Genomic DNA, 23,636 nt, shown 5'->3' with positions numbered 1-23,636 from the left:
GTTTTAGGCGGCAGCCTAAAAACGAAGCGAAAGTCTCTCCCCGAGCACTTTGTGTTAAGATTAAATTGTCGAACATTCGCATTATTTAATTTTAAATTCGTATATTAGCGATTACTCCATGGACAATCCCCCGATTCAAGGACCGGTCTTTCTTATAGAGGTAGACAAAATCTCCCCTAACCCGCAGCAGCCGCGGAGAAATTTTGATCCTGAAGAATTAAAAAACCTCGCAAATTCCATTCGCGAGTTCGGCATTCTCCAGCCGATTACCGTCACGAAAGTTGAAACGGAGAGCGAGCTCGGCACGGAGGTAGCCTATCAACTCATCGCCGGCGAGCGAAGATGGCAAGCCTCACGCATGCTCGGTTTGGAAAGAATCCCCGCCATCATCCGCAGCGTCACCCTAGAGAAGGAACGCTTAGAGCTGGCGGTTTTGGAAAACGTGCAACGCGCCGATTTAAATCCGATTGAATCTGCCCGCGCCTATTCCCGATTGCAAGATGAGTTCGCGATGACCCAGCGTGAAATCGCCGCCCGCATTGGAAAAAGCCGAGAAGTAATTGCTAACACTATGCGCCTACTCGGCCTGCCGACTGCAGTTCAAGATGCTATTTCCAGAAATCAGATAAGCGAAAGCCAGGGCAGATTATTGCTGACCGTAGATGATCCAGGGCAACAACAAATGCTGATGGAAGATTTATTGCGCAGTAATTTGAGTGTACGCGAATTAAAATCTCGCATTCAAAGAATCAAGCGCGTGGAATCACCGACGATGGACGGGATACTTCCCGCTCCCCTTTCTATAGATCCCGAAACTGAAACACTACAAAGAGAATTGGAGTCCGCACTAGGCACCCCTGTAAAAGTTGATCGCTCCGGAGAAACCGGAAAATTAATTATTACTTTTTACTCACCCGAGGAACTGCACGGAATTGTGGCTCGGCTAACCAACGCTCCTAAATTAGACGAAAGTCTGCCGCCTTCACCTCCTTCAGTTTTTTAATCTTCTCCAACAATTTCTCGGCTTTATCTTTCGTCATTACCTCACAGCTTATTTTCACGACCGGCATTTTTGCATTGACCGACTGAATGCGGACATGCGAACGGGTAATCATTTCAGAAATGTCGCCAAGTAAACCCTCCCGGTCTTTAACGGTCAATTTTAATTCGGTGGCCTGCGGTTCTTTTTTATCCAGATTGCCGACATTGTGCCGCAAACCGGCCCGGATATGATTACGCGCTGAGCCGGTGTGCGCGAACTCTAACCAAGATTCCGATGGGCGCTTATTTTTTTGAATAATAATTTCCACGATATCGCCTGATTTTAATTTGTGATCCAAAACGGCAATCTTCCCATTCACTTTCGCGCCGGCGCAATGATTGCCGACTTCCGTGTGAATTTGGTAAGCAAAATCAATCGGAGTGGCGCCTACCGGTAAATCAATCACCTCCCCTTTCGGAGTGAGAGTTAAAATTCTGTCTTGGAAAAAATCAATTTTCAAAGACTGCACGAACTCCTCCGGATTGGTGAAGTCCTGCTGCCAGCTACGCAACTGCTTAATCCAAGAAAGCTCTTTTTTATCGGCCACGGAAGCATTTCTTTCCAAGTAAGCCTTAGTGCTCTTTGTTTGCTGGTATGCAAAGTGCGCCGCGATACCGTTCTCGGCCTCAGCGTGCATCTGTTCGGTTTTTATTTGAATCTCGGTGATTTTATTTTCCGGTCCGAAAACTGTGGTGTGTAAACTACGATAACCATTACCTTTCGGAAGGGCAATGTAGTCCTTAAATCGATGCGGGACTGGTGGCCACATCTTATGAACTACTCCGAGCGCCGCGTAGCAATCCTCCAAACTTTTTACGATGATACGCATCGCCACCAAGTCATAGATGCTTTCCACGTTCATATCGTAGCGAAGAAGTTTTTTATACAAACTCGTATATCGCTTCGCCCGCGAATCCACTAAAATCGTACCGACATTATTTTTCTTCAGCTCCGATTCAATAACCGGCTTTACGCGTTGCGAATAACGCTCCCGCTCTTCGAAGCGCTCTTTCACATTTTCTATGAGCCATTTATATTCCTGCGGATAGAGATAAGGAAAAGCCAAATCTTCCAACTCGCCGCTTAATCTCTGCATTCCCAGCCGGTATGCGAGTGGGGCGTAAATCTCCATTGTTTCGAGCGCAATCCGTTTCTGCTTCAAAGCGTGAACGGCGTACAAAGTTTTCATATTATGCAGTCGGTCCGCCAACTTCACCAAAATCACGCGTATGTCTTGGCTTAAATATAAAATAAATTTCCGCAAATTTTCCACCTTCGCCTCAATGCCCCGATACCGCACTTTGCCTATCTTCGTGACGCCGTCCACCAAAAACGCCACCTCTTCTCCAAATTTTTCCTTAAGTTCATCCAGAGAATGATTGGTGTCTTCCACTACGTCGTGCAACAAAGCAGCGGCAACCGTCGCCTCATCCAATCCCCACTCGGCGATAGACTCCGCGGCCGCCAGACAGTGAGAAAAATACGGTTCGCCATTTTTTCTTTTCTGGCCCGAATGGGCAAACTTAGAAAACCCATAAGCTCGGCTAACTAGGCCATATCTATCCTTATTTATAAAATCTTTGACACTTGGCACGCTTTCAGAGTATTATCTAGCAAGCTGTTTTTCAATGAGTAACAAAGGAGGCCAGATGAGTCCTGAACAGTCAAATCAGGAGATTGCTCCGAAACTCAATCCCAGAACCAGAGCAATTACCGAGTTGTGGGAAAATGAGTTTTTCCAAGTTTGCCATGGCAAACACGTCAGAATCGATGAAAATCAACTCAAGATATTGGCGTTGTCCATTAGCGAACTTCGGCTAGCGATTCCTGACTGGCAGATGCCCGGAGTATTACCGAAAGATAGCTTGGCACTTGCCTCCTATCTTCCTTACATCTGCGCAGTCAATTTTACCTTTACCGATCCGCACGCGCCGCATTTGCGTTTCAAAGTTGTTGATGAAACCGGAGTCTACTACGGCTCGCAAGCAATGTGCCGGTGCTTCTATCGGCATTTCGGCGAACGACCCATCGAAACCGAAGCGATGATGAACATCATCCGATCAAAAAACGGCATCAATCGATTTTTCCAAGGACACTGCCCAATGCCGCTAATCGGCTATCGGGGAATTTATCTGCTGGAAACAGCGGAAGCGCTGGAAAGAGTATTTAATTCCGAATGGCAAAGCCTTTTCCAAGAAGGGGGTTATCGCGCTTTTGGAAATGAATCACGCATAGGGATTGTGGATCTCATCGAACTAAACTTTCCCAAAAGCTTCGGGCTAGATTGCTCTTATCACGAAGACGAACTAGGAAGATACCCGTTACGTTTTGCCAAACGCGCACAGCTCTGGCTGATGATTTATCAAGGAAGGGCATTGTCGGCTCCGCAAGATCTGAAGTCCCTCGTAGATGGAAACCTGCTGGGACCAATCGCCGATTCGGCGATTCCCAACGCGCTACGGTCTCGCGGAGCGATCATCTACTCTCAAAAGCTGGCCGCGAGGATCGACCGGCAGGAAGAATTACCCGCCAAAAGTGAAGAGGTCCGGGAGATCAGGATGGCGACCATTTCGGCAGTAAAAAATCTTCTCGCTTTCCTGAATACACATCTGATCGGCTGCGGCAAAAAACCCGTTTCGATGCTCGCCCTAGATAACGCCCTCTGGCAGATGGGCCGCAACTTAAAAACTCCCGCTCATCTTTGTAGGACGACTGATTACTAACCGCCTATGGCGGTTTTTTTATTTCCGTGCGAAAATAATTGCGGTTTTTTGATAACGCTCACAAGAGGGAGAACCTCATGCCCGAAAAACGCTCGGTCGGACTAATCGTGTTTATGCACCTTCCGCCGGACGGTCTGGTGGCAATTCTGCAAAAACGCGGTGAAATCAATGATGAAAACCTGATACCCGAATCTTATCCAGGCGGCTCTCAACTGACAGTTTGGGGTGGCGTGAAAGATGAGGAGACTTATGAAGAAGCCCTGCGTCGGGAAATCGGCGAAGAGGCTGGATGGGTCTGGCTGGCGGATTTCTTTATAGCCCGCAATGAAGGTAAAAGAATTATTCATCTAGAAAATCCGAGCGTGACGGGAGGCAATACGTCTGCCTGGGCAGTTCACTTCCCAGTAGATAGCCTAAAAACTCTACGCCTCAACGCCGCCACCGGAGGACCGATTAAAGTCACAGAGAAACAACTTCCCCTTATCCAAGACCTGAAAGCTAACTACAAAAGAGACTCCGGCGTGTTGAACCGGGCAATTATCGCAATGTTCAGTGATTCAAAAGAAATTCTGAAAAAAGGCTTTGCTTGGGCCAAAACCCTAAACCCATAAGCCCCGAATCTTAAGATTCGGGGCTTTTTTCTTCGTCTTCTTGAGGAGCGTCATCTTCGTCCTGCTCTTTGCCTTCCTTAGCCGAAGCTTCGGCTGGAGCGGCAGCTGCCGGTTGCTCCCCTTCTACCGGAGGATTGAGCGGGTCAGTCCAGCTGGCAAAGTCACACTTTGGATATTTATTGCAGCCCCAAAAAATCTTTCCGCGGGCTCGCCCCTTATTTACCTTTTTTACGACTACATCTCCCTCCAAACACTTCGGGCATTTCATTCCAATCATTTTAGGAGCATCTTTCGGGAGAGCTTTGGTGGTTTTACAATCCGGAAAACCGGAGCAAGCCATAAACTTTCCGAACCGGCCGTATTTAATCATCATCAACTTTCCACATTTTTCACACTTCTCTTCAGTCATTTCCTCCTGCACAAGATCTTTTTTATTCACCTCGTTGTACTTCGCTTCCAGATTTTTTTCAAAAGGCCCATAAAAATCACCGATAACCTGCTGCCATTTTTCTTTTCCATCAGCAATTTGGTCGAGTTGTTCTTCCATTTTCGCGGTAAAACTAATGTCTACAATTTGAGGGAAGTGCTCCGTCAAAACTTTATTCACTAATTCACCCGTCTCGGTCGGAAAAAACTTTCCAGTTTCTTTTCTGACATAGTTACGCACCTGAATCACGGAAATCGTAGGCGCATAAGTAGACGGCCGGCCAATGCCATATTCTTCCAAAATTTTAATCAACGATGCTTCAGTAAAGCGCGCAGGTGGCTCAGTAAAGTGTTGGTCGGGCTTAATCGCCTGAAGATTCAACTTGTCGCCCTTCGTCAGTTCCGGTAAATCTTTTTCGGAAAATTTCTGCGGCCAGATTTTCAAAAATCCATCAAAAACAATCATCTGCCCGTTAGTTCTCAATGAATATGCGCCCGCCTCTACATCAATCGTCGTTAAAGCTACTCTTGCCTGTGGCATTTGGCAGGCTACAAACCGCTGCCAAATCAACCGATAAAGCTTCTTTTCTCCTTCGTCGGCCAGCTCAATTAAATCGGGCGTGGCAGAAATATTGGTCGGGCGAACGGCCTCATGAGCCTCCTGCGCGAGCTTGGAAGACGCTTTAAAGGTTCTCGGTTCAGGCAAAGAATAATTCTCCCCCAGTTCCCTAGTGAGCCAATCTTTAGCCGCGCCTACGGACTCTTTTGATAAATTTACCGAATCGGTACGCATATAAGTAATGTGGCCGTTTTCATATAAATGCTGGGCGATTACCATGGTTTTCTTAGATGAAAAACCCAAACGAGTTGCAGCGGTCTGCTGCAACGTACTGGTAGTAAATGGCGGGAGTGGATTTTTATTTGCCTCTTTTTTCTCTACGGAAGAAACAACGAATTCGGATTTTTGAAGATTAGCGACGATTTCATCAGCCGCCTCTTTTCCCTTAATGCCCAACTTATCCACGCCCTCCCCATTTATCTTATTCAGCGAGAACTCAATCATGTCGGATCCCTTAAGGAGTTCCGCGACAATCGTCCAATATTCTTCCGGCTTAAAAGCCCGAATCTCATTTTCTCTCTCCACAATCAGTCGCACCGCTACCGACTGCACGCGGCCCGCAGAAAGCCCGCGAGTCACCTTTTTCCACAAAAACGGCGAAAGCTTGTAGCCAACTAAGCGATCCAAAATACGACGCGCCTGTTGGGCGTCCACCATATTCATATCCAACTCGCGCGATTCGGTCAGCGCGTGCTCAATTGCGGTCTTAGTGATTTCATGAAAAACGATTCTCTTAAATTTCTCCAAACCCAAAGCCTGCGCTAAATGCCAAGCGATTGCCTCCCCTTCACGGTCTTGATCAGTTGCCAGAATTACTTCGTCACACTTCTTTACGTCCAACTTCAGCTGCTTTACCACCTTCTTCGCCTTCACCGGAACAATATATTTCGGTTCAAAATTATTCTCTACATCAATACCAAGCGTACTCCTTGGAAGGTCGCGAATGTGGCCGTAGGATGACTCGACTTTATACTTCTTTCCCAAAAATTTGGAAATTGTTTTGGCTTTTGTTGGTGATTCTACAATTACAAGTTGCATAAAATTAAACTGTGTAACGCCCAGCATCTTCTTTAATTAAACCTTTTATCTGCAAAAAAGTCAGATTACGGCTGACTTCCAGAACACTCATTCTGGTTATTTCTTGTATTCTGTCAACTTGAAGAGCCTCGCCGGCGCTCCGTAGGGCGTTAAAGACTACTTTCTCCCCGGCAGCCAATTTAGCTATGGGAAGCTCCAAGAGCGAAGCGGTTTGAGACGCCTCATCCTGCCAACCTAAATCCTCCAAAATCTCGGCAGCCGAGGTTACCAATCGCGCTCCCGCGCGAATTAACTTATGCGAGCCTTGATAATTTTCATGGCTCACCGGCCCCGGCACCACAAAAACTTCCCGGTTCTGCTCTAAGGCTAAATTCGCCGTCACCAGAGAACCGGAATCTTCCGGAGCCTCAATCACAAGAGTCGCCGGAGACAATCCACTGACAATCCGATTACGCTCTAAAAATCTAACCGGAAAAGTTTCCGATCCTAAAGGATACTCACTAATCAGCGCGCCTCCGGTTTCTAAAATTCGTCTTGCTAAGTTTTCATTCTGCCGTGGATATACCGAGTCCAAAGAATTGGCCAAGACAGCAATTGCTTTCCCACCTGCGGCGAGCGCCCCTTCGTGAGCGGCAGTATCAATGCCCATCGCTAAACCGCTAATCACTGCCACGCCGGATTTGACCAGCTGGCTCGCAAAGTCTTTAGCGGCGCTTTTGGCGATCATAGTTGCCCTGCGAGTGCCGACGATTGAAACGCTTCGCCCGTCCTTCGGAATAATGCCTTTATAATAAATGGCGAATGGGGCGTCAGTTGCCTCACTCAAAAGAACCGGAAAATCCTTATCGCCGCGAAGAGACAGACTGATACCCAGTTCTGAAAGTTTTTCCCATTCGGCTTCCGGATCAATATTCCGCCCGCTCCCTCCTTTAGCCCAGGCCTCGGCCCAAGAAGAAAAGGCGGTTCGGATTTTTTTCATATCAAAAATGTCTCCGTGATTGGCGACACAAAGCGCGTTATAAAACTTCTTTTCGGATAACAAATCGGCTGAATCCATAGAGTGTTATACTACTATTGTATGGACCTTTTTAAAAAGCAACTCTGGATTCAACTGGGCATAAGCTTGGGATTAACAATTCTCGCGGTGGGAGTGGTGCAATTTTTAGCCTGGCATGTGGGAAAAAATTCAACCAATATCACTGAATTACGCAATGAACTGGCGCTGCGTACTCGAGCCACCGAATCGCTGGCAACCTTGAAAAACGACGCCGATAAGGCCGCCCCACTCACCAAAAAACTGGACGTCGTCCTCCCCTCCAAGGACAAGCTAATCAACTTCGGCCGGGAAATGACCGACTTGGCCCAAAAAAATGGCGCCGAATTAAGTTTTGATTTCGGAGGCGAAACTTCCAGCACCGCCGACACTCCCGGATTTATTAAATTCTCTCTGACGGGACTCGCCACTTACGCAAATTGGTCCAAATTCCTCAAGGATGTAGAAAAAGGCCAGTTATACATTAAATTTAATTCCGTTGATATGACTCGCCAGTCGGGTGGCGATAATTTCAACATTATTGCCGAAGGTCAGGTATTTTTCCAATAAAATGAAAAAGAACGCGGCTATATTATATGTTGCGGGTATCACAATCGCTTTGGCGCTGATGATTTATGTGATTTATCTCCTGAACTTCCTGTTGCAAAATCTCTCAGCCATTTCCGGAGCCGACATTCGCAAGACTCCCGAGATTGCCACCTTCGACTTGGAGGGATTCCAGAAAATCCAAAAGGCCCAATAATCGATTTGAAAATCGGCAAATCATCTGATAAAGTATCGAATACGCGCTACATTATGCGTGTGTAGTTCAGTGGTAGAACGCTGTCCTGATAAGACAGAGGTCGAAGGTTCGATTCCTTCCACACGCACAGTCCTCCGAAAATTATTGCGCCCTTAGCTCAGTGGTAGAGCGTTTCATTGACATTGAAAAGGTCGGAGGTTCGATCCCTCCAGGGCGCACAGATAATAAAATCTCCTAATGACCCGCCAACCAAAAATTATCTACAAGGACAAGAATCTGGTGGTGCTCAATAAGCCCGCCGGTCTTTTGGTGCATCCGATTAAAAAATTCGCCGACGAAAATTCGCTGGTTAAATGGCTGGTGAAAAAATATCCGGAAGTTAAAAAAGTTGGCGATGATCCGGAAAATCGGCCGGGAATCGTGCACCGACTGGACCAAGACACATCCGGAGTGATGGTGGTTGCCCGTAACCAAAAAACCTTTGAATATCTGAAAAAACTCTTCCAGAACCACGAAATCAAAAAGGTGTACCAAGCAATGGTTTGGGGCGAAATTAAAAAACCATCAGGGATCATTGACCGCCCACTCGGATTAAAATCCGGCACGTTAAAACGCACCACCCGCACAAAAGGAACGGCAATGATTAAAGACGCCATTACCATCTATCGGGTACTCGGAGTTTATTCCCTTCCCGGAGAGCACGAGCTGTTTACTCTTGTTGAAGCAGAGCCAAAAACCGGCCGAACTCACCAAATCAGAGTTCACCTCGCGTCTATCGGTCACCCAATTGTGGGCGATGCCGTATACACCACAAGAAAAGCGCCGAAATTTATTAAGCGACAATTTTTACATGCAGAATCGCTGGAGCTCACCATGCCAAACGGAAAAAAGATGCACTTTAGCGCAAAGCGGCCTCCAGATTTAGATCTAAAACAATTCTCGCCGGTAGATCGTCGCTAGAATATTGAAAATCCCGAGCGCCACTCTCCCGCCACTGAAAACCCTCCGGCGCTCGTAAATTAACTTCTAATCTTCCACCGACTCCGGATTGCTTTTCAAAAATAAATTGATAGAGGGAAGTTTTAGACAAATCCACCACTCCCAAACGCTGATAATCAAAAGACAATTTACCCGAATCTCCAGCCTTCACATTCAACCAACTAGCCAACACTTCCCTGCCCAAAGAGTCGCCACTCTCTAACGCCACCAAGTCCTGGTCTTTGGCGTATCCTTGTTTTACATAATCAACGGCCGGCACAACGGTCCGCGGAGTAGCGCCGGTAGTCTTTTTTAAAATAGACCCGGAAGTAACATAGGCCTGTAGATAATTCTTATTAGTGGCCTTGTACCACCAATCTTTCTCATTGGCGCCATTGTGCTTTCTAGTCACTGTTAAATTATTCTTTGCGTCGCCGTCTTCATCAATAATGCTTGAAAACTTAATCACTTGTTCGATTAAGGCATCGCTCTTACCCCCCGCAATATTCGCGTTCACTACCGCCAAGTATTCTCCTGTAAACTCTTCCGGCAAAGCCATGACTTCTCCACCGATTCCCAGTTCTTTAGTGTACCGCTGAATCGCGGGGTCTTTGAAATACACCATCAAATCTTTATTTTTCAGCCGCGTCGCCATTTTTTTCAGTAAATCCTCTTTTTGCGCTTCGCTTAATTTCGCAATTTCCATAAAAATCATCGGCGCCAAAGTTTTGATAATTTTTTTCGGCTCGCCCTTTTCTTTATCTTTACCAGACTCTACTTCCCGCTGTACCTCCTTTAAAAAATTATCGTCGCTTATGGTTAAGCCATATTCCGGCAACTCAAACGGCCCAACAATGGTAATTAAGTCTTGCATCACATCCACATTAATCGCCACCGCCCCACTGAAACGAATCCCCTGCTCGCTATAAATCTTTGAAGCTTCCAAAAATTCCAACACCTTTCTGGCCGACATCGGGAAATCAAAAAACCAATTGGAATCTCTCGCCCCCCACTTATCCGTTACCCCCTGTAATGCCTTCGGCGGAATAATCTTCAAATCCAACTGGCCATCAGGATCATAGATGTCGCGGGTCTCTAGTTCCAAAAGATTTCCCTGAAATAAGGTGGCGATGGCGTAACTACCGATAAACCCCCCCGATGGGCGGATCTCCGAAGGATTCTGAAACAACACCACCAGACGCTGCTTCTTCGGCGCCTCCAACCATTTCAAAAATGCCGACAAGAATTGATCAGCCTCGCCCAATTTAGTATTCAGTCCGGCGAACTCTTCATCGCTCTTATAGCCAAGATTAGCCGCTTGGCTTTTCAGCTTGTCGCCTAATTTTCCGATCTCCCCGACCAATTCCTGAATATGATGCAATTTCTTTATCAAAAAGGCTCCCTGTTTATTGATGATGAAAGCCAAGCCGTTTTTCTTCAGATCCTCGAGGTCGGCGCTGAGAGCAACCGAAGTCTGGCTAATCTTCAAAAAAGTATTCAAAACCGCCGGCGCGGTATTCAACGGCGTCTTCTCATTCAACATTGCCAGATCATCGGATGCTTTTTGAAAAGATTCTTTCGCTAAACCAAGATCAAAATTGAAAAGCGCCGCCGCACCGGCTTTGAAATTGTTGTAAACTACCGGGCCGGTTTGCTCTGCCTGCTCTTTGAATTTCATCAGATTGAACCCAAAAAAAACTATCACCGACAAGAACACGGCTAAAGTACCGATAAGGGGAACTTTTAAATTTGGCCGTCGCTCTTCAGAAGGTTCTCTTCTGGCGATTGGTATATACGGCAAATCAACCGGCACTTTATAAACCGTAGGCCGGCGCCGACGAGGCTTTGGCGGGCGAATATCAATGTATTTCATGCCCGGTGCCACAACTGCGACCATAACCATTCTCCAATCCGACAACTGGAGATTTTATTCAATTTTTGAAAATAATTCATAGTCATAATTTTTAACAGACGCGCGAAGCGCAGTCGCAGTTGTGGCTACCGGGCATGGAATAGCTTGAGTGTTTGCTCGGCAGAATTTTTCCAATCAAATTTCCCTGAATTTTCGATGCCCCCCGTAATCATTTTGGATCGCAGGCTATCGTCCTGATCTAGTCGTTTGATTGAATCAACTAAATCCATCACTTTCCAAGGATTAACATACAGCGCGGTCGCGCCCAGAACCTCCGGCAGAGAAGTTCTATCAGAAACAATCACCGGACACCCGACAGCCTGCGCCTCCAACGGTGGAAATCCGAAGCCCTCAAAAAAAGAAGGGTAAACGAACACCCTAGCTAAATTATACAACGAAACCCGCTCTTGGCTTTCGACGGCTCCGCGAAAAATTATATCCTCGGAGAACGGAGAATTCTTTGCCTCCCGTAACACTTGATCATAAAGCCAACCCAACCTGCCGGCGATTATCAACTGCCAATCCTTAAAGTGGGGCTCCTGCTTCAAAACATTGAAAGCCCTGATCAGCAAAGCAATATTTTTGCGCGGTTCGATGGTTCCCAAATACAAAATATATGGCCGGCCGGGCCTACTCTCCGTCATTGGCCGGAAAATCTTGGAAATTCCCGGATAAATTACACTTACCTTTTCCGGGGCAACTCCTAACAAATCCACGATATCGCTCTTTGTAAATTCGGAAACAGTGACGATTTTATCCGATAATTGCGCCTGACGTTTAACATTCTGCAGCCAATTCCAGAAACGATGCCGCCAGGAAAAAAATTGCGGGTGGTGAATAAAAGAAAGATCGGGAATCGTAACTATGCGTGGCACTCCCTGCCAAGCCAAATTATTGAAATGCGGGCTGAAAATTAAGTCGGCCTTAGAAAGTCGATTAATAAAAGGGCGATTCAAAAACCGAGAAGAAAAATCAAATATCTTATTAGGAATCTTCAAATCTAGAACCCGCACATTACTGCGACCGGCTATCGGAAGCTGGGATTCCAGCGCAACCTTATTTAGTCCGTTATAAAATAGAGTGAAAGTGTCGCTTTGGCCCTGCTGAAAAAGCTCGCTCAATAAACCGCGAGTATATTCCTCCACTCCCGAATTTCCACCTCGCGACAATAGCCGCGCATCCACCAGTATTTGCATCTTATCTTCAATTAGTCTATAATAGACGGGATATGATTTCCAAAGAAACATTAAGTAAAATAAAAGCCGGCTCAACTGTCCGGGTTTGGGAAAAGGTAAAAGAAGGCGACAAAGACCGCGTTAGCCGCTTTGAAGGCTTAGTCTTGGCTCGTAAACATGGCTCTGAACCGGGCGCCACCTTTACCGTCCGCTCGACTGTTGCCGGAATAGGCGTAGAAAAAATCTTTCCAATCTACTCCCCTCGTATTGATAAGGTGGATATAATCAGCTTCTCTAAAAAAGTAAGCCGCTCCAAGATTTACTATGTCCGAGATCTTTCCAAGCGTCAGACTCGTCAGAAATTAGGAACCGGCGGAGAAAAAGAAGCCGCTACTAAAACCGCGGCGAAATCCAAGAAAGAAACCGTCGAAACTAAATCCTAATCAAAAAGACCCCGAAAGGGGTCTTTTTGATTACCCCCTCATTGGCATACGCTATTACCTTGAGGTATAATAGTAAGAAATGGCCTTACCGAAAAACAAAATAAAACTTGAATGGTCGCCCAACTTTGCCTACGCAATCGGGCTTTTAACCACCGATGGCAATTTATCATCCGATAGCCGGCACTTTGATCTAACTTCCAAGGACAAGGAACAACTAGAGAATTTTAAGGGGTGCCTAGGAATTAAAAATAAAATCGGACAAAAAACGTCCGGGCAAACTGGTAAAAAGGCATTTCGTATCCAGTTTGGTGACGTGAATTTCTATAGATTTTTATTAAAAATTGGACTAATGGCGAACAAGTCGAAGGTAATGAGCGCATTAGAAATACCAAATCAATACTTTTTTGATTTTTTACGCGGACATTTTGATGGCGACGGAACATTCTATTCCTACTGGGATCCCCGATGGAGGTCCAGTTTTATGTTTTATACCGAGTTTGTATCGGCAAGCAAAAAACACATTAACTGGCTGCGTGAGCGAATTTACGAATTATTGAATATCAAAGGCCACGTAACCGGACGTGGCCAAAAGGGTGTGTGCTATCAGCTAAAATATGCGAAAGCGGAATCTTTAAAATTGTTGCCAAAGATATATTATAAAAACCACGCCACGAGTCTTAGAAGAAAATATTTGAAAATTAGGGCCGTACTCGCTATAATAGGCAAGAAGAATATCATTTAAATAAGCTCGGGTGGTGAAACGGCAGACACGCAAGCTTGAGGTGCTTGTGCCCGCAAGGGCGTGCAGGTTCAACTCCTGTCCCGAGCACAATTGGCGGGTTTTAGTTTTGCGAAGTTCCGGTGCCTGGCTGGCTACCCAATTGGCCTTCGTTAGATATATCCACGCAATCCTCTCCGACATATATCTTGCAGCTGTTACCGGTGGATGAATAAGTGCCCAGCAAGTAAGTGCTGGTGTAGACATTGTAATAACTATAAAGAATAGAAGCCCCCTCTTGATAGAGAAGGGTCAAGATAGTGTTGGTTCGATAATCCATAATATACAGCAATGCATTGCCGCTGCAATCACAGGTAAGCGTATAGACTCTCTGGCCACCATAGGGAGTTTCACTGCTCGCTGTTTGAGCTAGGGCGCGGGAAAAATCATGCATAGGCAAAAAGACCATCGCCATGGCGAGCGCCACTCCGAGACCGACTATCGATGTAGCTTGGAAAATCTTTATCATAATCAATATTGCGGGCCGATTTCTTTAAGAATCTCGGTGAGATCAACTAATATCTGAAATTGCGCGCTCGCCCCGTTGGAGTTTCGGACTTCAACTTGAACCGGTATCTGGGCGTTGCCGGTCTGGCTGGTCCGATCCTGGATATTTTTAGTAAAGGATGCCGAAATGGCCGCGTATCTACCGGAAGCGATCATCGGGGCTAATTGCTTTTTCAAAGCATCGGCCGCCGCGAAGTGAAAATTAAATTTTATTACCTTGCCGTCAGCGGACGGAAGATCAATGAACGCGCCGGGCAGCTCGCTCGAAACAACTACGGCGTTACCGGTCGGCGTAAAATTTTCGCCAGTTATCGTAAGCTCGCGGGTGCTGGCGGTCACGACGCCGGGGGAAATAGAAACAATTTTCGGTGGCGGGGTCTTTACGGCCTGGGGTGTCGCTTGCCCTGGGCTCGTCGAAGGAGACGCCAGTGGAGCCGTCTTTCCAGCCGCCAGTTGTAGCAAAAGAATCCTCGTCTGCCCGCCAACAAACCCGGTGCCGCTCTTCAATCCCACCGGAGTCAAAATATCAGCGGCATACTTTTCCTGGAATTTGATCACTGCTACTTTTGTCAGGATGCCAAAATAGGCGGTTTCGTTTCCGGAGGAACCGGGGCCAATCAAGGCGACCCGAGTGTCGGGGCTCTTGTTCAAAATTGTCTGCAATTCCCGCACGTCTTCTCCCCGATCGCCCTGCTTCAAATTACGTAAAATCGCCGCATTGGCCGCCAACGGAACCAAAGCCAGGGCCGCTGCCACAATTGCTGATTTTTTCCAAAACCCAAACATAAAATAAGTTTATCATTTGTACCATTCTATTACATTATATAAAGTCTGGTATGCATGTTAAAATTCCCTCAATGGATATCCTAAGCCAATTAATCGATTTATTCTTGAACCTCGACGAGCATCTAAATACCGTCGTCCAAAATTACGGTATTTGGACTTACGGTATCTTAACCTTGGTGATCTTTCTCGAAACCGGTATAGTCGCCACCCCTTTTCTGCCCGGAGACTCTCTGCTTTTCGCTGCCGGAGCGATTGCCGCGCTGGGAAGTATTGATATCGGCCTCCTAATCCTCCTCCTTGCTACCGCCGCTATTTTGGGCGACACCGTAAATTATTGGATTGGCCGGAAAGCGGGGCCACTGGTTTTCTCTAAAGAAAAAAGTTTATTTTTTAATAAAGATTATTTGCGCCGCGCCTATGATTTCTATGAAATTCATGGGGCAAAGACCATCGTCATTGCCCGCTTTATCCCGATTATCCGCACCTTTGCTCCTTTTGTGGCCGGAATCGGTCATATGAATTATCTGAAATTTCTTGCCTACAATGTGGCCGGAGGAATTTTATGGGTCATGGCTTTTTCGCTCGCCGGCTACTTCTTCGGAAACATTCCGATTATTAAAGAAAATTTCGGCCTAGTAATCATAGGGATAATCATAGTGTCATTAGTGCCGACTGTGCTTGAATTTATTAAGCACCGACGCAAGCCAACCATTATTCCGTAATTTTTGTTACGAGTACCAGACTTATATAAATAAAATAGAATGGTACACGTACCAGACTTATAGAAATTAAATGGAATGGTATAATTAACCAATGAAATCTCAAATTGTAGAAACGATTAAAAAAGTAATGCCCGCGGTCGTATCAATTGTAATTTCCAAAAGTTTGGAGGATTTGGAGAAAGAAATTCCTCCGGAAGTACTTCCGTTTATGCCGTATGGTCATCCTCACTTAAACATTCCGCCTGAAGAGATAGATTCCCGTGGAATGGTGAAAATAGGTGGTGGATCCGGTTTTATTGTCAGCCCGGAAGGAATAATCCTAACCAATAAACACGTGGTAGCTGACCCGAAGGCGGAATACACAATAATCGCCGACGATAACAAAAAATATAAGGCCGAGGTACTCTCCCGCGATCCGGTGGATGATATAGCAATTCTGAAAATCAGTGCCAAAAACTTACCAATAGTAAAACTCGGCAATTCTTCAAATTTGGACTTGGGTGAAAGCGTACTCGCTATCGGCAACGCTTTGGGAATGTTTAAAAATACAGTCTCTAGCGGGATTATTTCCGGCCTTGCTCGCTCGATTCGCGCCGCCACCGCCCCCATGGTCGCCCCACAAGAGCTTCGAGGACTTATCCAAACCGATGCCGCCATCAATCCAGGCAATTCCGGCGGGCCGCTGGTGAATATGAGCGGAGAAGCTATCGGCATCAATTCCGCGATTGTGTTTGGAGCCCAAAGCCTCGGCTTCGCCATACCGATAAAATACGCGGAGCGGGATTTGGCTGATTTGAAAAAATTCGGCCACATCAAGCGCCCGCTGCTTGGTTTACGTTATATAAACGTAGACGAAAATATGAAATCCCGAATGAAGTTGGCCGTTGACTACGGAGCAATGGTAGTTGGCCAAGAGCCACACACACAAGCGATTATACCGGGTAGCCCAGCTCACAAGGCTGGCTTGAAAGAAAAAGATATCGTACTCGAATGCGACGGAATAAAAATTACTACAGACCGCACCATTCAAGACATCCTCGAAGAGAAGGAGGTGGGCGGAGTGATGAATCTAAAAGTGTTACGGGGCAAAAAATCCTTTGCTGTAGCGGTGAAGCTTACCGAGAGAAAATAAAATTTATAAAGCTGGCTACCGGCTTAGAGGTAACCGCTTTGGCGCTCACTCTGGTGGTTGTTTCTACCGCAGATGGACCGTATTTTACGGCTGCGAAAGCAAAAAATACCGCCGAGGTAAGGAAAATTATAGGAAATAGGTACTTCATAAAGTGTTCGCTAATAATACGAATTTTGGCAAATAATGCAAATTTGTCCGCCTACATCTGCTCCACGTTTTTATTCGCAATATTAAAGTTTAAAATTGGCATTATTCGCGATTACTCAACAGTCACGCTTTTCGCAAGATTCCTAGGTTTATCCACGTCATGCCCCCGCAATACACCAAAATGATAGGCAAAAAGCTGGAGCGGAACGATATTTAGCATTGGCTCCAGCTGCTCCGCAGTGCGTGGAACATAAATTACGTCATCAGCTATTTTGCCAATCTTTTTATCACCCACGGTTGCTATGGCAAGAATCGGTCCGGAACGGGCTTTTATTTCCTGCAGGTTAGAAATCATTTTTTCGTAAACCCGATTCTCGGTCACTAGAGCGATGGTCGGAAAGTTTTTATCGATCAAAGCAATCGGTCCGTGCTTCATCTCTCCGCCGGCGTAACCCTCGGCGTGGACATAAGCAATCTCTTTAATCTTCAGGGCTCCTTCCAAAGCCGCCGGATAGTTGTGTCCGCGACCCAAATAAAGAAAATTATTGTATTTAAGATATTTTTTCGCCAATTCTTTTATTTTTTCACTTTGCTTCAAAACTTCCTTCATCTTCCCGGCTAAAACCGAAAGCTCCTTCATTACTTCTTTATTCAAACCACTTCGCTTCCCCGATAAATAGAGTGCCATCAGAGTCAGTACGCCTAGTTGAGATAAAAAGGCCTTGGTGGAGGCCACTCCAATCTCCGGCCCAGCGTGATTATAAACTCCGGCTACCGTATCACGGGCAATGCTGGAGCCCACCACATTCACGATTCCCAGGGTCATTAAGTTGTGGCCATTGGCCTTCTTTAAGGCGGCCAAAGTATCTGCCGTTTCTCCTGATTGAGAAATAAACAGAGCGGCGGAGCTTTTATTAATCGGGTGTTTGCGATAGCGATATTCGGAAGCCAGTAAAACTTCCGCCGACAAATCTGCCAGTTCTTCAAAAAGATACTCTCCCACCATTCCCGAATAATAGGAGGTGCCGCAGGAAATAATATCTATTTTTTTAATTTTCTTTAATTTTTTAGCGACACTCCCTAGACCACCCAACTTCACAAGCCCCCGACTCGCCGACAGCCGGCCACGCAATGCCGATTGCAATACTTCCGGGCCTTCGAATATTTCCTTCATCATAAAATGCGGGAAGCTGCCTTTCTGGGCTTGTTCAATATTCATCTCCAATCTCTCTATCTTCGGCCGAGCCGGCCCGATCTTGATTCCGGCAAGCGAGAGTACTCCACGCTGACCGTCTTTCAGATAAATAACTTTTTTTACTAACCCCGCTAGCGCGGTCGGATCAGAAGCCACAAAATACTCTCCCTTTCCCACCCCCACCACCAATGGGCTGCCCAGTCGGGCAATGAACAACTTAGAAGGCTCGTTTTTATAAATTGCAGCAAATGCGTAAGCGCCCACAATTTTTTTCAAGCTTTTTTCAAAAGCTGCCTCAAAACTTTTCTCCAACTTCAATTCTTCTTCAATCAAATGCGGGAATACTTCAGTGTCAGTCTGGGAATGAAAGTGATGCCCCTTTTTCATAAGTACCGCCTTCAATTCGGAATAGTTTTCAATAATACCGTTGTGAATTAAAAATATTTCTTTTTTGCAGTCGGAGTGAGGATGAGCATTCGCTTCATTAGGAACACCGTGCGTCGCCCAACGGCTATGCGCGATAGCGGCAGTTGCCGGCAAAGATCGCTCGCCTAGCAAATCCTTTTCTAAAATATTTATCTTTCCGGGACGCTTAATTACTTCAATATCAAAATTTCCTTTACGATTAACGAAAAAGGCTACGCCCGCAGAGTCGTAGCCCCGATACTCCATTTTTTTGAGATTGCCGAAAACAATCGGCAGTCCCTCCTTTTTCCCTATGTAGCCCGCTATTCCGCACATAATGTCTATTAATCTTACCGCCTTAGAGACTAAAGAAAAAGGCGCCATTTAGGCGCCTGAATAATTTTTAATGGAGGCCGTAGTAAGTGTTGTATGCGCAGTCACGAATCCTCTCCACGATGCCGGCATTCACGAGATCGTCAAGAACATTAAGCAGCGCCATGAATTTGGGCTCGCGGTTATCTGCTTCCAGCTCTGCCCAGTCGGGATAAAGAGCTGCTCTCAAATCCGAGATCATAAACACATCTTCTGGGTGCATTCTCAAATAACGCAGGACGTCATCCTTTGCATCGGGTTCAAAAGCCTTCATCTCCTCTTCTCTCTTGGCAATTTCACTTCTATGCATGAACACTTCTCCTGGAAAAGACTATTCTGACGGGCGATTAACCCGCAATGGATTAATCAAGCCCACAACGAACTGCCGATAATATAACTTAAACGAGAAAATTTATCAAGCGATCTTTCACGAAAATAACTTTCTTCGGCTGACCTCCAGCTATCCACTTCTTCACGCCATCACGGGCTAAAGCTAAACCCTCGGCTTCCGATTGAGAAATACCCTTAGCTGTAGAAAATTTATCGCGCATCTTGCCATTTACCTGAACAATCAATTCAAAATTATCTTCCTGAATTAATTTCGAGTCCCACTTCGGCCAAGTTTCATTATCAAGTAAAGTTTTATTTCCCAGTCTCTGCCAAAGCTCCTGCGCAAGATGTGGCGCAAATGGGGCCAGTAATTTCACAAATTCCGGAAGCAGTGATTCCATTTTATTACTCAAGACCATCAGAGCGCTGATGGCGGTGTTGAAGTGAAAGACCTTAATGTCTTCGGACACTTTTTTAGTTGTCTGATGGAGTAATCGCTCTAATTCAGCGCTGCTAGCTCCCTTGATAATTGGCAAAGAATTCACTCTCTGTAAGAAGCGGTGCAGACCAACAATCCCTCGCGGGTCCCAAGGCTTGGCATCTTCCAATGGGCCCATAAACATTTCATATAAGCGCAACGAATCAGCCCCGAAACCTGCCACTATTTCATCGGGATTAACCACATTCCCCTTAGATTTAGACATCTTTAAACCATCCGGACCCAAGATCAAACCCTGATTGACCAGCTTCATAAATGGCTCTTTAGTAGAGACCGCGCCGATATCAAACAAAACTTTGTGCCAAAAACGAGCATACAAGAGATGGAGTACGGCATGCTCTACTCCGCCAAGATACAAATCCACTGGAAGCCAATGTTTGATCTCATTTTGAAATTTAGAATTTTGAATTTGTTTAGAAATTAGAGTTTGGGATTTGAGATTTTCGGCTATTAAATAGCCGATGTAGTACCAGCAGGAGCCGGCCCATTGGGGCATTGTATTCGTCTCTCTCTTCGCCGGCCCTTCGCATTGTGGGCATTTTACCTTGACCCACTTTTCAATGCCCGCCAAAGGAGATTCGGCCTCACCTGTTGGCTCGTAATTTTTCACCTTAGGCAAAACTACCGGCAACTCATCTTCCGGCACTGCGACGTTGCCGCAAGTCGCGCACTTGATTATCGGGATAGGCTCACCCCAATAACGCTGGCGGGAAAATATCCAATCACGAAGCTTATAGTTAATTTTTTTCTGACCTCCAACCTTGGCAACTACTTCATCTTTAGAAATTAGAGGCTCATCAAAAATCGGCAGTTGGAATTTTACGGCAAATTCACGATCACGCTCGTCGTGTTGAGGAACGGCCATAATCGCTCCTGTGCCGTAATTCATCAGCACATAGTCTGAAACCCAAATCGGTACTTCTTTTTTGCTCCAGGGGTTGACTGCCCGCACCCCCTTCAATGCAACACCCGTCTTCTCTTTATTTTCCTGACGCTCTCTGTCGCTTTTATTCTTCGCCTTCTCAATATACTTTTTAACTTCGGTTAGATTTTCGATGTGCTCACCTAATTCCGAGATTAACGGATGCTCCGGAGCAACCACCATATAAGCCACTCCGGCAATGGTGTCGGGCCGAGTAGTGAAAATTTCCAGCGCGCCGGAATAAGGCCGGTTACAAACCACCGGAAACTTAATCAGCGCCCCCTCCGAGCGGCCAATCCAATTTCTTTGCATCTCTTTTACTCGCCCGGGCCAGTCTAGCCCATCTAAGTCGGCAAGCAGGCGGTCGGCGTAGGCAGTAATCTTCAAAACCCACTGCTTCAGCTTCTTGCGCTCCACATTCGCTCCGCAGCGCTCGCAGCCGCCATCAATCACCTCTTCATTGGCCAGAACGGTTTTATCATTCGGACACCAATTAACCGGAATCTCCGCCTCGTAGGCCAGTCCTTTTTTGAAAAGCTGAAGAAAAATCCACTGCGTCCATTTATAATAATCGGGGTCGGTAGTATTAATTTCACGTTGCCAATCATAGCTGAAGCCTAAGCTATTCAACTGGCGAGTAAAATTCTTTACGTTATTTTTCACCACAATACTCGGATGAATTTTCTTTTTTATAGCATAATTTTCCGCCGGTAAACCAAAAGCGTCCCAGCCCATCGGGTGGAGAACGTTATAGCCGCTCATCCGCAAAAATCGGCTATAGATATCGGAAGCGGTGTAGCCTTCCACGTGGCCGACGTGCAGGCCCTCTCCTGATGGATAAGGAAACATATCCAAAACATAAGCTTTCGGTTTTTTGGACTTATCTTCAGAATGCCAAACTTTATATTTTCCCTTGGCCCATTCCTTTTGCCACTTCTTTTCTATTTTCTTGAAGTCGTACTTCATCGAGATAATTTTAACTTTTTCCGAGCAATAAAAAAACCCCATCTTACGATGGGGTTTTTGTCAGCATCTTCCTTAATTCTTTCTTCTGAACCTTGCCCAAATAAGTTCGCGGAATTTGGTCCTTAGAAAAATTCCACACTTCCTTGGGGATTTTTATTTTACTTAGACCGCCGCAGGCCGCTCGGACCTCTTCGAGAGAAAAATTGCGAGTGCCGTCTTGCGGAACAAGACAGGCAACCACTCGCTCACCGCTTTTGTCGTCAGGAACGCCCACCACATAAGCCTCGGCAACTCCCAACTTCTCCAGCAAAATTTTTTCAATCTCGCTGGGATAAACATTCTCACCGCTAACCTTAATCATGTCTTTCTTCCGGTCGGTCATCACAAGATGTTCACCAACTTGAATCACCATATCTCCGGTTTTGAGCCAACCGTCGGGAGTAAGCACGTCCTTGGTCGCCTCTTCATTTTCCCAATACCCCTTCATCACCTGCGGACCGCGTACCCAGAGTTCGCCGCCGTCTTCTAGTTTGGCATCCGGCTCGGGAACAATTCGAATCTCGGTATCACGAACCGGAATTCCCAAACTGCCCGGCAATGCGCGGCCGGGGGGATTGATAGAAACAATCGGAGAAGTTTCGGAAAGTCCGTAGCCTTCGATGATTTCGCACCCGGCCCAGGCCTGAAAATTCCTCTTAACTTCCTGATTCAAAGCGCCAGACCCAGACACACAAAGGCGCATGTGCTCGATATCCAAATCCCGAAATCTTTTATCGTCAATCAAAGCCGCAAAAATATTCGGAATTCCGGGAAGCAAAGTGATGCAGTCCTCCTTAAAGATCCGAAAGACTTCTTTGTTGATCGTGGCGATAGTAACTTCTTTTCCATCTTTCATAACTTTATTCCTATCCATGAACTTCGGGACCATCACCACTTTAGCCCCCCGAGAAGCGGCCAGTACTAAGCAAACGGATAGTCCGTAGACATGGAAACATGGGATGGCGCTGAAAATGACGGAATTCTCGTCGATAACTTTTCCGACCAGATCCATCGCCTGCTCGGTATTGGCCACCAGATTGGCATGAGTCAGCATAGCCGCCTTCACGCTTCCGGTAGTGCCGCCGGTGAACTGCAGGACTGCCAGATCATCCGGCTTGGGCAGGTCTTCAAAGGTATAGCTCGAGCATTCCGAATCCCGGATAGAACTCCAAGTGAATTGATACGATGGATTACGCTTCGTAACTAAAGTTTTTAGCCTGTAAAGCACAGACATTATGGGCGGCAAATAAGCCTCAAGGCCTACCATCATCGTTGCGCAGTCGGAAGGCAAATTGGGTACAAGTGCCCGGTTGTGCGCGTCCAGATCCTTCAGCGTCACAAAAAGACTCGGTTCGACCAATCTAGCCATCTCCACCAACTCAGACGAAGTAAGCAAAGGATTCAGAGCCGTCATTACACAACCCGCCCTCCAAATTCCCCAGCAAGCAATCGCCATTTGCGGGCAATTCGGCATCAACAACATTACTCGGTCGCCAGGCCTCAAACCCTGACAACGGAGAAAATTGGCAAACTTTCTACTTTCCCTATCCACCTTAGTGTAAGTAACCGTTCGACCAAAAAGACTCAAATAGTCATGGTCGGGGAAACGATCCACCGTTTCACGCCAGAGGTCGTTCAGAGTTATCGCCACGTTTCTTCCCTTTCAAAAAACTAGGCAAATTTAACCAAATTTTGACTGAATTGTCCAATAAAAAAGCCGCGATAAACGCAGCTTACTTTTTTGCCTGTACTGGCTTGTTGTGACGAGAGAGGTCTCGCAGGAAAGAGGCGGCAGTACTTTCCTGCTTGTGAGAGATATCCGGCTTGCGCCTCTGTTCCTGCTCCTCAATGCCCTCCTGGAGAGATTTCACTTCCGCAACACAGTTTTCCATCTTTACTCCATCCATCAGAAATTCTAACTGACCGCGGGACCAAATCAGTTCGAATTTCCAACGTAGGTATGCCACGCTGCAACATTCTCCCGACTTGTCACGAGACCAGATAATCTCTTCGCGCTCAGTGAGATTTGACAGACATTTCAAAACTTTCTTCGTGTTCGGAAAATTCACCATC

The 23,636-nt window shown here is 46.3% G+C and carries 22 protein-coding genes and 3 tRNA genes; 13 read left to right on the top strand and 12 right to left on the bottom strand.

The window, feature by feature from the left end; genetic code table 11:
* Positions 1–118: 118 nt before the first annotated feature.
* Positions 119–1,003, top strand: coding sequence for a ParB/RepB/Spo0J family partition protein (locus Q7S83_03270; protein MDO8467132.1), 885 nt, complete (start codon positions 119–121; stop codon positions 1,001–1,003).
* Here Q7S83_03270 and Q7S83_03265 read toward each other — a convergent pair.
* Complete coding sequence (locus Q7S83_03265; protein ID MDO8467131.1) at positions 957–2,636, bottom strand: RelA/SpoT family protein; 1,680 nt, start codon at positions 2,634–2,636, stop codon at positions 957–959. The two genes, Q7S83_03270 and Q7S83_03265, sit on opposite strands and share 47 nt — an antisense overlap.
* A gap of 34 nt (positions 2,637–2,670) precedes the next feature.
* Between Q7S83_03265 and Q7S83_03260 the strand changes: the two genes are divergently transcribed.
* On the top strand, positions 2,671–3,765 hold the full coding sequence (locus Q7S83_03260) for a queuosine salvage family protein (GenBank protein ID MDO8467130.1): 1,095 nt from the start codon (positions 2,671–2,673) through the stop codon (positions 3,763–3,765).
* 77 nt (positions 3,766–3,842) lie between these two features.
* Positions 3,843–4,376 carry an NUDIX domain-containing protein gene (locus tag Q7S83_03255; protein MDO8467129.1) on the top strand — a complete coding sequence of 178 codons (534 nt, stop codon included), beginning with the start codon at positions 3,843–3,845 and terminating at the stop codon, positions 4,374–4,376.
* 10 nt (positions 4,377–4,386) lie between these two features.
* Here the strand turns inward: Q7S83_03255 and topA are convergent, their stop codons facing one another.
* Positions 4,387–6,459: a type I DNA topoisomerase gene (gene topA, locus Q7S83_03250; protein ID MDO8467128.1), complete on the bottom strand. Its 2,073-nt coding sequence runs from the start codon at positions 6,457–6,459 to the stop codon at positions 4,387–4,389.
* A gap of 4 nt (positions 6,460–6,463) precedes the next feature.
* Positions 6,464–7,516 (bottom strand): DNA-processing protein DprA, encoded by a 1,053-nt coding sequence (dprA, locus tag Q7S83_03245; protein ID MDO8467127.1) that lies wholly within the window; start codon positions 7,514–7,516, stop codon positions 6,464–6,466.
* Between the two features lie 21 nt (positions 7,517–7,537).
* Between dprA and Q7S83_03240 the strand changes: the two genes are divergently transcribed.
* The 5 genes from Q7S83_03240 (at position 7,538) to Q7S83_03220 (ending at position 9,215) form a co-directional block, all read left to right on the top strand.
* Entirely contained in the window at positions 7,538–8,062 is a 525-nt protein-coding gene (locus Q7S83_03240) for a hypothetical protein (GenBank protein MDO8467126.1), read from the top strand.
* Between the two features lies 1 nt (position 8,063).
* Entirely contained in the window at positions 8,064–8,255 is a 192-nt protein-coding gene (locus Q7S83_03235; GenBank protein MDO8467125.1) for a hypothetical protein, read from the top strand.
* Between the two features lie 55 nt (positions 8,256–8,310).
* Positions 8,311–8,382: transfer RNA gene (locus Q7S83_03230), tRNA-Ile, on the top strand.
* A 19-nt stretch (positions 8,383–8,401) separates the two neighbouring features.
* Positions 8,402–8,473: transfer RNA gene (locus Q7S83_03225), tRNA-Val, on the top strand.
* 19 nt (positions 8,474–8,492) lie between these two features.
* Entirely contained in the window at positions 8,493–9,215 is a 723-nt protein-coding gene (locus Q7S83_03220) for an RluA family pseudouridine synthase (GenBank protein ID MDO8467124.1), read from the top strand.
* Here Q7S83_03220 and Q7S83_03215 read toward each other — a convergent pair.
* Complete coding sequence (locus tag Q7S83_03215; GenBank protein MDO8467123.1) at positions 9,154–11,151, bottom strand: DUF4012 domain-containing protein; 1,998 nt, start codon at positions 11,149–11,151, stop codon at positions 9,154–9,156. The genes Q7S83_03220 and Q7S83_03215 overlap by 62 nt on opposite strands.
* An 80-nt stretch (positions 11,152–11,231) precedes the next feature.
* Entirely contained in the window at positions 11,232–12,341 is a 1,110-nt protein-coding gene (locus Q7S83_03210; protein MDO8467122.1) for a glycosyltransferase family 1 protein, read from the bottom strand.
* Positions 12,342–12,373: 32 nt separating this feature from the next.
* Here Q7S83_03210 and Q7S83_03205 point away from each other — a divergent pair, with 32 nt between their 5' ends.
* From Q7S83_03205 to Q7S83_03195, 3 genes are all read left to right on the top strand, one after another.
* A complete protein-coding gene (locus tag Q7S83_03205; protein MDO8467121.1) occupies positions 12,374–12,763 on the top strand; it encodes a 50S ribosomal protein L19 in 390 nt (129 codons plus the stop codon).
* 79 nt (positions 12,764–12,842) lie between these two features.
* Positions 12,843–13,505: a hypothetical protein gene (locus tag Q7S83_03200; protein ID MDO8467120.1), complete on the top strand. Its 663-nt coding sequence runs from the start codon at positions 12,843–12,845 to the stop codon at positions 13,503–13,505.
* A gap of 4 nt (positions 13,506–13,509) precedes the next feature.
* Positions 13,510–13,592 (top strand) — tRNA-Leu (locus tag Q7S83_03195).
* A 13-nt stretch (positions 13,593–13,605) separates the two neighbouring features.
* On the opposite strand, the gene Q7S83_03190 is transcribed toward Q7S83_03195, so the two are convergent.
* Together Q7S83_03190 and Q7S83_03185 are read right to left on the bottom strand one after the other, a co-directional pair.
* Entirely contained in the window at positions 13,606–14,010 is a 405-nt protein-coding gene (locus Q7S83_03190; protein ID MDO8467119.1) for a hypothetical protein, read from the bottom strand.
* A gap of 2 nt (positions 14,011–14,012) precedes the next feature.
* Positions 14,013–14,834, bottom strand: a complete 822-nt coding sequence (locus tag Q7S83_03185; protein ID MDO8467118.1) for a hypothetical protein — start codon at positions 14,832–14,834, stop codon at positions 14,013–14,015.
* 71 nt (positions 14,835–14,905) lie between these two features.
* Between Q7S83_03185 and Q7S83_03180 the strand changes: the two genes are divergently transcribed.
* A complete protein-coding gene (locus tag Q7S83_03180) occupies positions 14,906–15,556 on the top strand; it encodes a DedA family protein (protein ID MDO8467117.1) in 651 nt (216 codons plus the stop codon).
* Between the two features lie 91 nt (positions 15,557–15,647).
* Positions 15,648–16,688, top strand: coding sequence for a trypsin-like peptidase domain-containing protein (locus tag Q7S83_03175; protein ID MDO8467116.1), 1,041 nt, complete (start codon positions 15,648–15,650; stop codon positions 16,686–16,688).
* 259 nt (positions 16,689–16,947) lie between these two features.
* Here the strand turns inward: Q7S83_03175 and glmS are convergent, their stop codons facing one another.
* The 5 genes from glmS to Q7S83_03150 all read right to left on the bottom strand — a co-directional run bounded on the left by glmS (position 16,948) and on the right by Q7S83_03150 (position 23,635).
* The gene (glmS, locus tag Q7S83_03170; protein ID MDO8467115.1) at positions 16,948–18,771 is read right to left on the bottom strand and encodes a glutamine--fructose-6-phosphate transaminase (isomerizing); all 1,824 of its coding nucleotides are present in this window, start codon (positions 18,769–18,771) and stop codon (positions 16,948–16,950) included.
* A 67-nt stretch (positions 18,772–18,838) separates the two neighbouring features.
* Positions 18,839–19,117, bottom strand: coding sequence for a hypothetical protein (locus Q7S83_03165; protein ID MDO8467114.1), 279 nt, complete (start codon positions 19,115–19,117; stop codon positions 18,839–18,841).
* Between the two features lie 88 nt (positions 19,118–19,205).
* Positions 19,206–21,524, bottom strand: a complete 2,319-nt coding sequence (leuS, locus tag Q7S83_03160; protein MDO8467113.1) for a leucine--tRNA ligase — start codon at positions 21,522–21,524, stop codon at positions 19,206–19,208.
* Between the two features lie 43 nt (positions 21,525–21,567).
* Positions 21,568–23,214, bottom strand: coding sequence for an AMP-binding protein (locus Q7S83_03155; GenBank protein ID MDO8467112.1), 1,647 nt, complete (start codon positions 23,212–23,214; stop codon positions 21,568–21,570).
* 82 nt (positions 23,215–23,296) lie between these two features.
* Positions 23,297–23,635: a hypothetical protein gene (locus tag Q7S83_03150; protein ID MDO8467111.1), complete on the bottom strand. Its 339-nt coding sequence runs from the start codon at positions 23,633–23,635 to the stop codon at positions 23,297–23,299.
* Position 23,636 lies beyond the last annotated feature (1 nt).

This window comes from bacterium (genome assembly GCA_030646995.1).
GTDB lineage: Bacteria > Patescibacteriota > Minisyncoccia > UBA6257 > WO2-44-18 > JAUSKF01.
This window is presented reverse-complemented; position numbering and strand designations above follow the sequence as displayed.

Coding starts and splice junctions, on each gene's coding strand:
- Q7S83_03270 (MDO8467132.1), top strand. CDS start 119: ATGGACAATCCCCCGATTCAAGGACCGGTCTTTCTTATAGAGGTAGAC.
- Q7S83_03260 (MDO8467130.1), top strand. CDS start 2,671: ATGAGTAACAAAGGAGGCCAGATGAGTCCTGAACAGTCAAATCAGGAG.
- Q7S83_03255 (MDO8467129.1), top strand. CDS start 3,843: ATGCCCGAAAAACGCTCGGTCGGACTAATCGTGTTTATGCACCTTCCG.
- topA (MDO8467128.1), bottom strand. CDS start 6,459: ATGCAACTTGTAATTGTAGAATCACCAACAAAAGCCAAAACAATTTCC.
- dprA (MDO8467127.1), bottom strand. CDS start 7,516: ATGGATTCAGCCGATTTGTTATCCGAAAAGAAGTTTTATAACGCGCTT.
- Q7S83_03240 (MDO8467126.1), top strand. CDS start 7,538: ATGGACCTTTTTAAAAAGCAACTCTGGATTCAACTGGGCATAAGCTTG.
- Q7S83_03235 (MDO8467125.1), top strand. CDS start 8,064: ATGAAAAAGAACGCGGCTATATTATATGTTGCGGGTATCACAATCGCT.
- Q7S83_03220 (MDO8467124.1), top strand. CDS start 8,493: ATGACCCGCCAACCAAAAATTATCTACAAGGACAAGAATCTGGTGGTG.
- Q7S83_03210 (MDO8467122.1), bottom strand. CDS start 12,341: ATGCAAATACTGGTGGATGCGCGGCTATTGTCGCGAGGTGGAAATTCG.
- Q7S83_03205 (MDO8467121.1), top strand. CDS start 12,374: ATGATTTCCAAAGAAACATTAAGTAAAATAAAAGCCGGCTCAACTGTC.
- Q7S83_03200 (MDO8467120.1), top strand. CDS start 12,843: ATGGCCTTACCGAAAAACAAAATAAAACTTGAATGGTCGCCCAACTTT.
- Q7S83_03190 (MDO8467119.1), bottom strand. CDS start 14,010: ATGATAAAGATTTTCCAAGCTACATCGATAGTCGGTCTCGGAGTGGCG.
- Q7S83_03185 (MDO8467118.1), bottom strand. CDS start 14,834: ATGTTTGGGTTTTGGAAAAAATCAGCAATTGTGGCAGCGGCCCTGGCT.
- Q7S83_03180 (MDO8467117.1), top strand. CDS start 14,906: ATGGATATCCTAAGCCAATTAATCGATTTATTCTTGAACCTCGACGAG.
- Q7S83_03175 (MDO8467116.1), top strand. CDS start 15,648: ATGAAATCTCAAATTGTAGAAACGATTAAAAAAGTAATGCCCGCGGTC.
- glmS (MDO8467115.1), bottom strand. CDS start 18,771: ATGTGCGGAATAGCGGGCTACATAGGGAAAAAGGAGGGACTGCCGATT.
- Q7S83_03165 (MDO8467114.1), bottom strand. CDS start 19,117: ATGCATAGAAGTGAAATTGCCAAGAGAGAAGAGGAGATGAAGGCTTTT.
- leuS (MDO8467113.1), bottom strand. CDS start 21,524: ATGAAGTACGACTTCAAGAAAATAGAAAAGAAGTGGCAAAAGGAATGG.
- Q7S83_03150 (MDO8467111.1), bottom strand. CDS start 23,635: ATGGTGAATTTTCCGAACACGAAGAAAGTTTTGAAATGTCTGTCAAAT.